This is a genomic window from Bordetella petrii, from assembly GCF_020991325.1.
GTDB lineage: Bacteria > Pseudomonadota > Gammaproteobacteria > Burkholderiales > Burkholderiaceae_B > Bordetella_A > Bordetella_A petrii_E.
In genome coordinates, this window is record NZ_JAJMLX010000129.1 from 1 (window position 1) to 12,415 (window position 12,415).

The following is a 12,415-nucleotide window of genomic DNA, read 5'->3' on the forward strand; positions in this document are numbered from 1 at the left end:
GGCGTTCTTCGACCAAGTCGACCAGGCCGGAGATGAACCCGGGGTGGGTGCCCGGGGTGGCGACGCGGTCAAAGGCCAGGCCCAGTTCCGCGCAGGTGTCCTTGGCTTCGGTATCCAGATCCCACATGACTTCCATGTGATCGGAGATGAAGCCGATGGGCACCACCACGACACCGGCGATGCCGGCTGCGGCATCTTCTTCCAGCGCGTCGTTGATATCCGGTTCCAGCCATGGCACATGCGGTGCCCCGGAGCGGGACTGGTAGACCAGGCTGTGCTCCAGTCCCTGGGCTTCTTCCACCTGGGACAGGATGCCGTTGGCTACCGCCTGGTGCTGGCGGGTGTAGAGATTCTCGTATCCCTCGCCCCGGATGCCTTCGGGCCCAGCGGCCTCGGCATCGGACATCGGAATGGAGTGGGTGACGAAGACGATCTTGATCGCCCCGTCTTCCTTGCCTGCTTCGGCGAGCTGGGCGCGCATGTTGGCCGGCTCCGCATGGACCCGCGCCGACCATGAATTGCTGGACCAGATCAACCGCTGGCTGGCCGAACCCAGTTCCCAGCCCCTGCAGCACCAGGCGCTGCGGCGCTTCCAGCAACTGACGCCGCCGCTGGCGGCCAAGGCGGTGGAAGACACACTGTTCTATCGCCATGGCCCCTTGCTGTCGCGCAATGAAGTGGGCACTGCCCCCGGGCAATTCGCCTTGCCCACGGCGGAATTCCATGCGGCCTGCGCGGCGCGGGCGCGCCGCTTCCCCGCCGCCATGCTGGCCACCGCCACGCACGACCACAAGCGCGGCGAAGACGTGCGCGCGCGGCTTGCCGTACTGAGCGAGATTCCGCTCGAATGGCTGCGCCAGGTGCAGCAATGGCTGGGCACGCCCGGCAAACCGCCCACTGCCGGCGACCGCAGCATGCTGATGCAGACCCTGGTAGGTGCCTGGCCGCTGGGCTTGCAGCCCAGCGACGGCGCGGGCGTGGCGGCATTCGTGGAACGCGTGCGCGCCTGGCAGCAGAAGGCGATGCGCGAGGCCAAGCTGCATTCCAGCTGGGAAGAACCCGATACGGCCTACGAAGCGGCTGGCGAAGCCTACCTGGAAAGCCTGGCGTCCGGACCCACGCTGCCGCAGATCGCCGCCTTCGCCATGTACATCGCGCCCGCCGGATTGCTGAACAGCCTGGCGCAGGCCACTCTGCGCATGACGGTGCCCGGCGTGCCAGACCTGTACCAGGGTACGGAATTCTGGGATTTCAGCCTGGTCGACCCGGATAATCGCCAATCCGTGGATTACCCTGCAAGACACGCGGCCCTGGCGCGGCTGGCCCCGCCGGACCAGCCGGCCGCAATAACGCCCTTATCGAGCGGCGGGCCCCTGGCACCGCAATGGACGGCCGGCCATGTCAAGCAGCACGTGGTGCAGCGCCTGCTGCAGCTGCGCGCCTCGCACCCTTTGCTATTCGACCATGGTTCCTACTTGCCCGTGTCCGTGCACGGCCTCCGGGCGGCGCACGTTCTGGCCTTTGTGCGCAACCACGAAGACCAGCACGTGCTGGTCCTGGCGCCCCGGTTGTGTGCCATGCAACTGGCCGGCCATTCCGCGCAGCAGGCGAGCGCATTCTGGGCCGATACCCGCTTGCGCCTGCCTGCCGGCATGGCGCGGCTGCCCTGGCGCGACATCTTTACCCACGACGTACAGCGCCCCGACACCCATGGCTGCCTGGACGTTGCCCGGCTGTTGGAAAACGGCCCCGTCAGCGTGCGGCTGGCCTGACGGCGGCTTCCTGGATGGCGGCCTGCGCGCCACGGCGCGCTTCGCGCACGGTGGGCGCGTGCCGCAACATCTTCCGCACCCGGCGGATCAGTTCCCCCAGGGAGAATGGCTTCAGAATGACTTCCAGGCCCTCGCCCTGGAACTCGCTGCCATCCACTACGTTCTGCGCATAGCCCGTCATGAACAGCACGTTCAGGCCGGGATGCGATTCGCGCGCGATGTCCGCCAACTGCCGCCCGTTCAGCCCCGGCAGGCCCACGTCGGTCAGCAACAGATCCACCTGCCTGGTGCCGGCCAGCAGGCGCGCCCCCTCTTCGCCATCCGATGCCGTCAACACCCGCAGCCCCATCCCCACCAGGCATTCATGCACCATCTCGCGCACGTTGTTGTCATCTTCCACCAGGACAATGACCGCGTCGTCGGGAAAGCCATCGTCCTCGGCCTGGCCGCAGGCGGTGTCCTGCGGCTGCCCCTCAGGAACACCCGCATGGCGCGGCAGCCAGAGCCGCACCAGCGTGCCCTGGCCCGCCGTGCTTTCCATATTGATGAGCCCGCCCGCCTGGCGGGCGAAGCCGTAGATCATGGACAGGCCCAGGCCCGTGCCTTCGCCCAGCGGCTTGGTGGTGAAAAAAGGCTCGAACGCGCGGGCCAGTACTTCGGGCGCCATGCCGCAGCCTTCGTCGGATATGGTCACCTCGACGAACTCGCCCGGCTCCACTCCTGTGTGCTGCTGCAGCGCCTGCGCATCCAGGTGCGTGTTCCGCATGGTGATGGCCAGCCGGCCGCCATTTTCCATGGCATCGCAGGCGTTGATCACCAGGTTCAGCAAGGCGCTCTCGAACTGGTTGATATCGCACTTCACCATGTGCAGGCCGGGTTCCGCCTGGCAGGTCAGCGTGATGCCTTCATGGGTGTAGCGGCGGAACAGGTCTTCCATCGAGGCCATGGTGGCGGCGGGATCAAGCGGCTTGGGGTCCAGGGGCTGGCGGCGCGAAAAACTCAGCAGCCGTTGCGTCAGCCGGGCGGCCCGCCCGGTTGAGTCCATGGCGGTGCCGATGAACCGGTGGGCTTCGTCGAACTTGCCCGCATCGAGCTTGCGTTGAATCAGGTACAGGGCGCCGCTGATGCCCTGCAGCATATTGTTGAAATCGTGCGCGATGCCGCCAGTCAGCTGCCCCACCGCCTCCATCTTCTGCGATTGGGCCAGCGCCGCCTGCGCCTGGCGCAGTTGCTCTGCCTGCGCCTTGAAGTCGGTGTCGTCGCGCCCCACCAGGTAAAAGCTGTCATGCGCCCAGGAAATCGTCCAGGTGATCCAACTGTAGCCGGCCTGCTTGTTCAGCAGCCGGCATTCCAGGTGCCGCACCACCTGGCCCGACGAATCTCCGGGCACCAGGCAATCGCGCACGCGCTGCACGTCTTCGGCGTGCACCAGCTCGGCCAGGGGCATGGCCAGGAACTGTTCGGGCGTCCAGCCCAATATGGCGCGCACCGCGGGGTTCACACTGACGAAGCGGCCGCGCGCATTCATCACCGCCAGCAGCTCGGGCGACAGCCGCCAGATACGATCGCGCTCGGCAATGGCCGACTCGACTCGCTGCTCCAGCACGCGCGCGTACTGCGAACGCTCGATCGCGTCGCATATGCGTTCCCCCACCTCTTCGATGAACGCGATGTCGGGGCCCTTCAGCGGGCTGCTGCGATGCGGCCGCACATACAGCATGCCGTTGGGCCAGCCCCACCGGCGCAGCGGCACGGCGATGGCCGCGGGGCGGCTGCCGCCCTGCGCCGTGGCAAGCATGGGCGACAGATACGAGGTGCGGCCTTTCTCGTAGGCCGTTTCGCATTCAACGGCCAGTTGGTCGGGCTCCACCGCTTCGCCATCGGCAATCGCCAGCTCTGAACGCCAGTGCGGCGAAACCCGTATCGGCGCGCCGCTGGCGTTGAATTCCAGCACGCCGGCAACGCTCAGGTTCAAGTGCCGGCCCAGCGCTTCGCAGGCCGCGAGTTCAATGTCGGCCTGTTGGTGGATTTCACGCATCTGGTCCGCCAGCGACAACAGGAAATTCTTGCGGTGCTGTTCGGCCCAGAGCTCGCCCTCCGCCAGTTTGCGGGCGGTGATATCCAGCACCAGCACGGTGATGCGGTCCGGCCCTTCCTTGTGCACGTGGGCCTCGTACCAGGCCTGGCGGCCCTGATGGGGGGCATCCAGCTCGAATTGCGCCGATTCGCCCGTCTGGACCACGTTCGCAAACGTATCCATGATCATGTCGGGCACGCCCGGAATCATTTCCCGCAGCGAATGGCCCAGTGTGTCGCCCGCCTGCAGCCCGCTTTGCTGTTCGAACGCCGGGTTGACCTCGACGAACCGGAAATCCGTTACCCGCCCTTCGCTGTTGCGCATGGCCTCGCACAGGAAAAACCCTTCCTGCATGCGCTGGAAAATGCCGCGCCAGCGCTCGCTGCTGGCGCGCAGGGCCTGCTCGGTGCGATGGCGCTCAATGGCCAGCGCCGCCGTACGTGTCACCAGGGCGATTGCGTCGATGTCCTGCGGGGCGGGCATGTGTTCAACGCGGTAGTAGTTCGAGAACACGCCCAGTAGGCTGCCGTCGGCGGCCTTGATGGGCGTGGACCAGCAGGCGCGCAGCCCATGCGTGGCGGCCAGTTCCCGCCAGGGCTGCCAATTGGGATGCGTGCCGATGTCACCCACGTACACAGGGCTGCCCAGGTAGGCGGCGGCCCCCCACGATGCCACGTCAGGGCCCACGGCGGCGCGGTCGGTGGCCGCGACGAAGTCTGGCGGAAGCCCGGGCGCCACTCCGTGGCGTAGACAGCCGGCCGGCTCGTCGAAGAACATGATCGAGGTAATCAAGTCCACCCCCGACTGCTGTTCTACTGCCTGCAGTACGTGGGCCATCACGTTCTCCAGCGGCGCGCCCGCGGCTATGCGTTGCAGCATGACCCGCTCGTCTTCCAGACGTGCACGGGTATCGGTCCAGGGATTGCGCACTTGCTTGGTGAACATCACACCCTCATCACGAACGAGCAGGCCTCTGCTGTCGTAGTTATTATGGTCAGACGCGACACAGTATGCCCATATCGCCACAAATACAACGTAACTCCCGCAACCGGGATTCCCGCGCGCTCAGCACGTAACATGCCCAGCCCGGGTGCCCCGAGGCTGGCCGCAGCGCAATTCTTGCTGCTGTTGGTAAAAAGGAACGCTCTGGCCTGTCGGCTTGGCACGCCCCGCTCGCCGGGCATGGTTCTTGCATGGACTGGGAACCATGCCCAACGGAGAGCTACATGCCAGGCCAGGCCCCAGAGCCGCGCCACCGCGCGACCCTCAAGCTGCTGACAGTCAATGTCCATAAAGGCTTCACGCTCTTCAATCGCCGCTTCATCCTGCATGAACTGCGTACGGCGCTGCGCGATGCCCGGCCCGACATCGTCTTCCTCCAGGAGGTGATTGGATCGCACCACCGCCATGCGCGCCGCCTGGCCTCCTGGCCTGCCACGTCACAGTACGAGTTCCTGGCGGACAGCCTGTGGAGCGACTTCGCCTATGGGCGCAACGCGGTCTACCCCGATGGCGACCACGGCAATGCGGTGCTGTCGCGCTGGCCCATCGTCCAGCACCAGAACCATGATGTTTCGGTGGGAAGTCACGAAAGCCGAGGCATGCTGCACTGCGTGGTGCGCCACCCGGAACTGGACGAAGACCTGCACGCCGTGTGCGTGCACCTGGGGTTGCGCGAATCGCATCGCCGGGTGCAGTTGGGCAGGCTATGCGGGCTGGTGCAGGACATAGGCCAGGCCGCGCCCGTGCTGGTGGCCGGCGATTTCAACGACTGGCGCCGGCGCGCGGGCCAGCTGTTGGCCCACTGTTCGATGCGCGACGTATTCCGCAGCACGCTGGGAAGCGAGCCCCGCACCTTCCCCGCGCAATGGCCCCTGCTGGCGCTGGACCGCGTATATGTGCGCAATGTGGCAGGTGCGCGGCCCGTGGCGCTGGCCTCGCGCGTCTGGCGGCAGTTGTCCGATCACGCGCCCCTGGCCGCCGAGGTGCAACTATGACCGCGACCTGGCGTCAGGGCAACACCGTGCGCCTGCTGGAAAACGGCGAAGCCTTTTTTCCGCGGGTGTTCCAGGCGATCCACGCCGCGCGCACTGAAATACTGCTGGAAACGTTCATTTTGTTCGACGACAAAGTCGGCCAGGAACTCCGGCAGGCGCTCATCGACGCCGCGCGGCGCGGTGTCGAGATCGACGTCACCGTGGATGGCTATGGCTCGGACTGCCTGGACGAAACCTTCATAGGCGGACTGACCGATGCCGGTGTGCGCTTCCATATTTATGACCCGCAGCCCAGGGTGTTCGGCTTCCGCATCAACGCCCTGCGGCGCATGCACCGCAAGGTGGTCACCGTGGACAGCCAGGTGGCGTTCGTGGGCGGCATCAACTATTCCGTCGACCACCTGGCCGAATTCGGACCCAGCGCCAAGCAGGACTACGCCGTAGAACTGCAGGGCCCCATCGTGGAAGACATCAGGCGCTTTGCCTATAACGCCGTGCATCGCCGCCGGAAACGCCGCTGGCCGGCGCGCCGCGGCCCGCTGCAAGGCGGGGCCGGCCAGGGCGCGGCATTGTTCGTCACGCGCGACAACGACCGCCACAGCACCGACATCGAACGCTACTACCGGGCGGGTTTCCGCACGGCGCAAAAGGACATCATTGTCGCCAATGCCTACTTCTTTCCCGGCTACCGGCTGCTGCGCGACCTGCGCAACGCGGCCCGGCGCGGTGTGCGCGTGCGCCTGATCCTGCAGGGCGAGCCCGACATGCCCATCGCGCAATTGGCGGCCCGCACCCTGTATGACTACCTGCTGTCGGCCGGGGTGCTGATCTACGAATACTGTGAGCGCCCGCTGCACGGCAAAGTCGCCTGCGTGGACGAGGAATGGGCCACCGTGGGCTCCAGCAACCTAGATCCCCTCAGCTTGGCCTTGAACCTGGAAGCCAACGTCGTCGTGCGCGACCGCGGGTTCACCGCGGAACTGCGGGACTCGCTGGAAACGCTGATCCAAAACCACTGCCGGCAGATCACCCCCAAACAAGGCGTCAAGCGCGCGCTGCGCAGGCTATGGTTCGGCGTGGCGATTTTCCATGTGCTGCACCGTTTTCCCGCCTGGGCGGCCGCCTTGCCGACACGCCCGCCACGTCTGGAACGAGTAGAACCCGCCGAACCAGGCGCCGACGGAGCCTCCCATGAATAAGCGCCAGGCAGTGCAGAAAAAATCCATGCAACGCGTACGCAAGTTCTGGAAGCGTACCCGCCGCTACTGGACCTGGCTGTTCATGCTGGCCGCCATCGCGCTGCTGGTACAACTGGGGCGGGACGTGAAGTGGCACGAGGTCTGGCGCGTGCTGCGCGACATGCCCCCATCCGCCCTGCTTGAAAGCGCCCTCCTGGTGCCGGTGGCGTACCTGACCTACACCTCGTTCGACCTGATAGGCCGCGCCTACACCAGGCACACCCTGGGAACCGCCAAAACCATGGCAGTGGCGTTCGTCAGCTATGCCGTGAACCTGAACCTGGGCGCGCTGGTGGGCGGGGTGGGCCTGCGGTTCCGGCTGTACAGCAAGATGGGGCTGCGGACATCCGTCATTTCCAAAGTGCTGGCCATGAGCATTTTCACCAACTGGCTGGGCTACCTGTGGCTGTTCGGCGTGCTGTTCGCCTTGCACCAGGCCCCCGCCGCCTGGGGCCTGAGTAACCTGGCGCTGCAACTGATAGGCGCTGCCATGCTGGTGGTGGCCGCAAGCTACCTGGCCTTGTGCGCGTTTGCGCGGCGCCGCCACCTGCGCGTGGGCAAGCGCCACATTCCCCTGCCCTCATTGCGCATCGCACTGACGCAGTCGGTGCTGGCCATGCTGTGCTGGGGGGCCATCGGCGGCATTCTCTATCTGCTGTTCGAACGCGAAGTCTCGTACACCCTGGTGCTGGCCGCGCTGCTGCTCAGCAGCATCGCCGGTGCCCTGGTGCACATTCCCGGCGGAGTGGGCGTGCTGGAGGTGGTTTTCGTGGCCATGCTGGCGCCCGACGTGTCCAAGGCGCAGGTACTGGGCACGCTGCTGGCCTACCGGGCGGTGTATTACCTGGCGCCGCTGGCCATCGCCCTGGCGATGTACGCCACGATGGAAGCGCGCTTGCGCGGCAAACAAGCCGGCTCGGCGGGCCGGCCCGCCGAGACAGCGCCCGCCAAGGCCGAAAGCCAACCGCGGGCACAACCCTGAGCAACACACCCGCCGCGCCGCCGGCGGGCATGCCGGTTGCTGCCTTCCGCCGTTTTCTCGACAGGAGGCTAGGATGAAACCCCATTTGAAGAAATTGCGTGACCAGGTGCTGGTGATCACCGGCGCCAGCAGCGGCATCGGCCTGGCCACGGCCCGCCGCGCGGCCAGCCAGGGCGCCAAGGTAGTGCTGGCCTGCCGCAACCAGCAGGCCCTGGACGAAGTGGCGGCCCAGATACGCGCCGAAGGCGGCGAAGCCCTGGCCGTGCAGGCCGACGTGGGCGTGGCGGCAGACCACGACCGCATCCTGGGCGCGGCCATCGAACACTATGGGCAGTTGGACACCTGGGTCAACAATGCTGGCGTATCCATTTTCGGACGCCTGGAAGACGTGCCGGTCGAAGACCAGCGCAAACTGTTCGACACCAATTATTGGGGCGTGGTGTATGGGTCCGCCGCCGCGGCCGCCCACCTGCGCAAACATGGCGGCGCCCTGATCAACGTGGGCAGCGAGGTCTCGGACCGCGCCATTCCGCTGCAGGGCGCCTATTCCGCATCCAAGCACGCGGTCAAGGGCTACACCGATGCACTGCGCATGGAACTGGAAGCCGACGGCGCGCCCATATCGGTAACACTGATCAAGCCGGCCTCCATCGCCACCGGCTATACGGAACACGCGCGCAACTACATGGACGTGGAACCCCGGCTGCCGCCGCCGCTATATGCCGCCGACGCGGTGGCCCAGGCCATCCTGTACGCGGCGGAGCATCCGCGCCGCGATATCTTCGTGGGCAGCGCGTCCATGGCGGTGTCGTCCATGGGCCAGCGCATGCCGGGCCTGGCCGACCGCATGGCTGGCTGGCTGATCCGGCACCAGCGCAGCGACAAACCGGCAGGCGATCGCAGCGATGCGTTGTACGAAGCCGGCAGCCCCACCACCGCCGACACGGCGCGGCATGGCGATAACGCTCCGCGCGCACGCCAATCCAGCACGTATACCCGGCTGACCACTGGCGGCCGTGGCTTGCTGTGGGCGGGCGCAGCGGCGGCGCTGCTATGCGGCACCATGCTGACTGCCACGCGCGGCAGGCGCTGGCACTGAACCCGTATCCCTTTGCTTGTATGATCATTACGGCCCCGCCGCGGCGGCGGCCGTTTCCTTTTCAACTTCAGCGTGCAAGCATCTCATGACTTCCGGGAAAGACTCTATCGGCATGATCGGCGTAGGCCTGATGGGCCATGGCATCGCCAGCAACATCGTCAAGCACGGCTACCCCCTGGTGCTGCTGGATCATCCGGGCAACCAGCCGGTGGACGACCTGCTGGCCGCGGGCGCGGCCAAGGTGGCCAGCGCGGCGCAAGTGGCCCGCCAGGCGAATATCGTCATTCTTTGCGTGACCGGCACGCCGCAGGTCGAAGACGTGCTGTTCAATCCCGACGGCCTGCTGCAGGGCCTGCGCCCCGGCACCGTGGTCATCGACTGCTCCACCGCCATTCCCTCTTCCACGGAACGCATCGCGCAGGCGGTGGCCCAGGCCGGCGGGCAGTTCCTGGATGCGCCCATGACACGCACGCCCAAGGAAGCCGCCGAAGGCCGGCTGAACCTGATCGTGGGCGGCGACCGCGCCTTGTACGAACGCTGCGAACCGCTGCTGCGCTGCTACGCCGAGAACATCATGCACGCCGGCCCGGTGGGATCCGGCCATCGCATGAAGCTCATCCACAACTATGTTTCGCTGGGCTGCGCCGCCGTCATCGCCGAAGCGGCGGCCTGCGCACAGCGCGCGGGCATCGAACCCGGCGTGCTGGTGGACATACTGGCCAAGGGCGGCGGCGGCGGCGTGGCGCTGGAACGCCTGCGCCCGTTCCTGGAGTCGGGCGACGACTCCGGCCTGCGCTTCTCGCTGGCCAACGCCCGCAAAGACCTCAATTACTACACCACGATGGCCGGCGAGGCGGGCGCCGCGCATGGCGCCGCCGACGCCATCGAACAACTGTTCGAACGAGGCGCCCAGGCCACCCCGCCGCAGACCACGGTACCGCACCTGGTATCCGTGCTGGCGGAAAACAGAAGCTGATTGTTGCGCAACGTTCCCGCCCGCGTTGCGCCATTGGGCCGAACAGGTATAAGCTGGCCCAGGCCCCGCGGGAGGTACGCGCCACTGTCGCGCGCGCCGCGCCTGCCGTTCCGAACCTGCCGTCCACCATGAACCAAAGGGGAAGATCTTGCAGAACAAGACCGCGCCGGTTGCGCCGGTAACCTTCATCGGCTCCGCCCTCATTGCATTGGGCCTCATTTTCTACGCCGTCTTTGCGCCGGAAAGCGCCGCGGCCCGCTTCGACGCCGTCAATACCTGGATCATCAACGAGGCCGGCTGGTTCTACATGCTGTCGGTCGGCATATTCGTCATCTTCCTGCTGGGGTTGGCCGTCAGCCGGCTGGGCACCGTAAAGCTCGGGCCGGATGATTCCGTGCCCGACTACAAGTACGGAACCTGGGTGGCCATGCTGTTCAGCGCCGGCATGGGCATAGGCATCGTGTTCTATGGGGTGGCCGAGCCCATCATGCATTTTTCCCAGCCGCCTGCCGCCGAGCCGCACTCGGCGCAGGCCGCGCGCGACGCCATGGAGATCACGTTTTTCCACTGGGGAGTGCACGCCTGGGCCATCTACGCGGTGCTGGGCCTGGCCATGGCCTATTTCGGCTACCGGCGCGGCATGCCGCTGGCCATACGCTCGGCCTTCCATCCCATCCTGGGCGAGCGCGTGCATGGCCCCATCGGCGACTTCATCGATATCTTCGCGGTGGTGGGCACGCTGGCGGGCCTGGCCACCTCGCTGGGCCTGGGCGTGTCGCAGCTCAACGCCAGCATGAGCTACCTGATGGACATCCCCCAGACCCTGGGCACCCAGCTCATCCTGATCGGCATCGTCACCGTGCTGGCCACCATCACCGTGGCCACCGGCCTGGACAACGGCATCCGGCGGCTTAGCGAATTCATCATCCTGGTGTCCGTGGGGCTGATGCTGCTGATCCTCATCCTGGGCCCCACCCGTTTCCTGCTGCAGGCGTTCGTCGAGAATATCGGCCTGTACCTGCACGCCTTCGTGGCTCGCACGTTCCACATCAGCGCCTATGAACCCACGGAATGGATGGGCGACTGGACGCTGTTCTACTGGGGGTGGTGGATATCCTGGTCGCCCTTCGTGGGCATGTTCATCGCGCGGATCTCGCGCGGCCGCACCATCCGCCAGTTCCTGGTCGGCGTGCTATTCGCGCCCGCGGGCTTCAGTTTCGTGTGGTTCACCGTGTTCGGCGACCTGGCCATGTGGCTGGACATCAACGTGGCCAAGGGCGATATTTCCCGCGAAGTGGCGGCCAACCTGCCTATCGCCCTGTTCACGGTTTTCGACTACCTGCCCTGGTCGGGCCTGCTGGCATGGATCACCGGCCTGCTGGTGGCGGTGTACTTCGTCACGGCATCCGATGCCGGCGCCCTGGTGGTATCCATGATCACGTCCAAGGGCGACGAAGAACCGGCGCTGTGGCTGCGCATTTTCTGGGCCCTGGCCTGCGGCGGCGTGGCCGCCGGCCTGCTGCTGGCGGGCGGGCTCGAAGCGGTGCAATCGGCCGCCATCATCGCCGCTTTCCCCTTGTCGATCGTGATGCTGATCATGTGCTACGGGATTCTCAAGGGGTTGAACGACGAAGTCTTCATCAACCTCAGCCGCAGCCTGCCCACCGCGCCGCTCATTTCCTCGCAGGGCGGGCTGTCGCTGCGCCAGCGGCTGCACAGCATCGTCAGCCACCCCACCAAGACACAGGCCAACGACTTCGTCGACAAGACCGTGATGGAAGCCTTCGAACTGGTGGCCACCGAACTGAAAGCGCGCGAGATCCCCACCGAAGTGGCACGCCTGGATGACGGTGCCCAACTGACCGTCCTGCACGGCGACGGCACCGAAGACTTCATCTACGCGGTGCGCCTGGTGGGGCAACCCATCCCGGCTTTCGCCCTGAGCGATGGCGCCCGCCGCGAAGGCGAGAAGCGCCGCTACTACCGCACCGAAGTGTTCCTGAACAAGGGCGGCCGCGGCTACGATATCTACGGTTACCACAAAGACCAGGTGGTGGCCGACCTGATCAATCACTACGATCGTTTCCGCCACTACCTGTATTCGCTGCAGCCGAACGTGCCCGCCTGACCCGCACCGCGCCTTGGCACCGGGTCTCGCAGGCACTACCATGGATGCAGGGTTCGCCCGCGAACCCGCTTCCAGGAGCCGCGATGCCGCATTTCCTGCAACGCCGTCCGCCAGCGGCCCGCCGCGCCGCCGGCCTGCTGCGCGCG

At 66.4% G+C, this 12,415-nt stretch carries 9 protein-coding genes; 7 read left to right on the top strand and 2 right to left on the bottom strand.

The features are described 5' to 3' along the window. The coding region (locus tag LPZ50_RS14040; RefSeq protein WP_230662093.1) for a ferrochelatase at positions 1–481 on the bottom strand (481 nt) is incomplete at its 3' end. Here LPZ50_RS14040 and LPZ50_RS14045 point away from each other — a divergent pair. Then, positions 480–1,772, top strand: coding sequence for a hypothetical protein (locus LPZ50_RS14045; protein ID WP_230662094.1), 1,293 nt, complete (start codon positions 480–482; stop codon positions 1,770–1,772). The genes LPZ50_RS14040 and LPZ50_RS14045 overlap by 2 nt on opposite strands. On the opposite strand, the gene LPZ50_RS14050 is transcribed toward LPZ50_RS14045, so the two are convergent. Continuing rightward, positions 1,753–4,794 (bottom strand): PAS domain-containing protein, encoded by a 3,042-nt coding sequence (locus LPZ50_RS14050; protein ID WP_230662095.1) that lies wholly within the window; start codon positions 4,792–4,794, stop codon positions 1,753–1,755. The genes LPZ50_RS14045 and LPZ50_RS14050 overlap by 20 nt on opposite strands. A 281-nt stretch (positions 4,795–5,075) precedes the next feature. Between LPZ50_RS14050 and LPZ50_RS14055 the strand changes: the two genes are divergently transcribed. The 6 genes from LPZ50_RS14055 to LPZ50_RS14080 all read left to right on the top strand — a co-directional run bounded on the left by LPZ50_RS14055 (position 5,076) and on the right by LPZ50_RS14080 (position 12,269). Beyond that, positions 5,076–5,846, top strand: a complete 771-nt coding sequence (locus LPZ50_RS14055) for an endonuclease/exonuclease/phosphatase family protein (RefSeq protein ID WP_230662096.1) — start codon at positions 5,076–5,078, stop codon at positions 5,844–5,846. Next, positions 5,843–7,045 (top strand): cardiolipin synthase ClsB, encoded by a 1,203-nt coding sequence (clsB, locus tag LPZ50_RS14060; RefSeq protein ID WP_230662097.1) that lies wholly within the window; start codon positions 5,843–5,845, stop codon positions 7,043–7,045. The genes LPZ50_RS14055 and clsB overlap by 4 nt, the downstream gene beginning before the upstream one ends. Next, entirely contained in the window at positions 7,038–8,066 is a 1,029-nt protein-coding gene (locus LPZ50_RS14065) for a lysylphosphatidylglycerol synthase domain-containing protein (protein ID WP_230662098.1), read from the top strand. Before clsB ends, LPZ50_RS14065 begins: the two co-directional genes overlap by 8 nt. 73 nt (positions 8,067–8,139) lie before the next feature. Further along, positions 8,140–9,165: an SDR family oxidoreductase gene (locus LPZ50_RS14070; protein ID WP_230662099.1), complete on the top strand. Its 1,026-nt coding sequence runs from the start codon at positions 8,140–8,142 to the stop codon at positions 9,163–9,165. Positions 9,166–9,250: 85 nt separating this feature from the next. Next, positions 9,251–10,141, top strand: coding sequence for an NAD(P)-dependent oxidoreductase (locus LPZ50_RS14075; RefSeq protein WP_230662100.1), 891 nt, complete (start codon positions 9,251–9,253; stop codon positions 10,139–10,141). A 148-nt stretch (positions 10,142–10,289) separates the two neighbouring features. After that, a complete protein-coding gene (locus LPZ50_RS14080; RefSeq protein ID WP_230662101.1) occupies positions 10,290–12,269 on the top strand; it encodes a BCCT family transporter in 1,980 nt (659 codons plus the stop codon). The last annotated feature ends 146 nt before the right edge of the window (positions 12,270–12,415 follow it).

Excerpts from the sequence above, each read along its gene's own strand:
- LPZ50_RS14045 (WP_230662094.1), top strand. The coding sequence starts at position 480 with ATGTTGGCCGGCTCCGCATGGACCCGCGCCGACCATGAATTGCTGGAC.
- LPZ50_RS14050 (WP_230662095.1), bottom strand. The coding sequence starts at position 4,794 with ATGTTCACCAAGCAAGTGCGCAATCCCTGGACCGATACCCGTGCACGT.
- LPZ50_RS14055 (WP_230662096.1), top strand. The coding sequence starts at position 5,076 with ATGCCAGGCCAGGCCCCAGAGCCGCGCCACCGCGCGACCCTCAAGCTG.
- clsB (WP_230662097.1), top strand. The coding sequence starts at position 5,843 with ATGACCGCGACCTGGCGTCAGGGCAACACCGTGCGCCTGCTGGAAAAC.
- LPZ50_RS14065 (WP_230662098.1), top strand. The coding sequence starts at position 7,038 with ATGAATAAGCGCCAGGCAGTGCAGAAAAAATCCATGCAACGCGTACGC.
- LPZ50_RS14070 (WP_230662099.1), top strand. The coding sequence starts at position 8,140 with ATGAAACCCCATTTGAAGAAATTGCGTGACCAGGTGCTGGTGATCACC.
- LPZ50_RS14075 (WP_230662100.1), top strand. The coding sequence starts at position 9,251 with ATGACTTCCGGGAAAGACTCTATCGGCATGATCGGCGTAGGCCTGATG.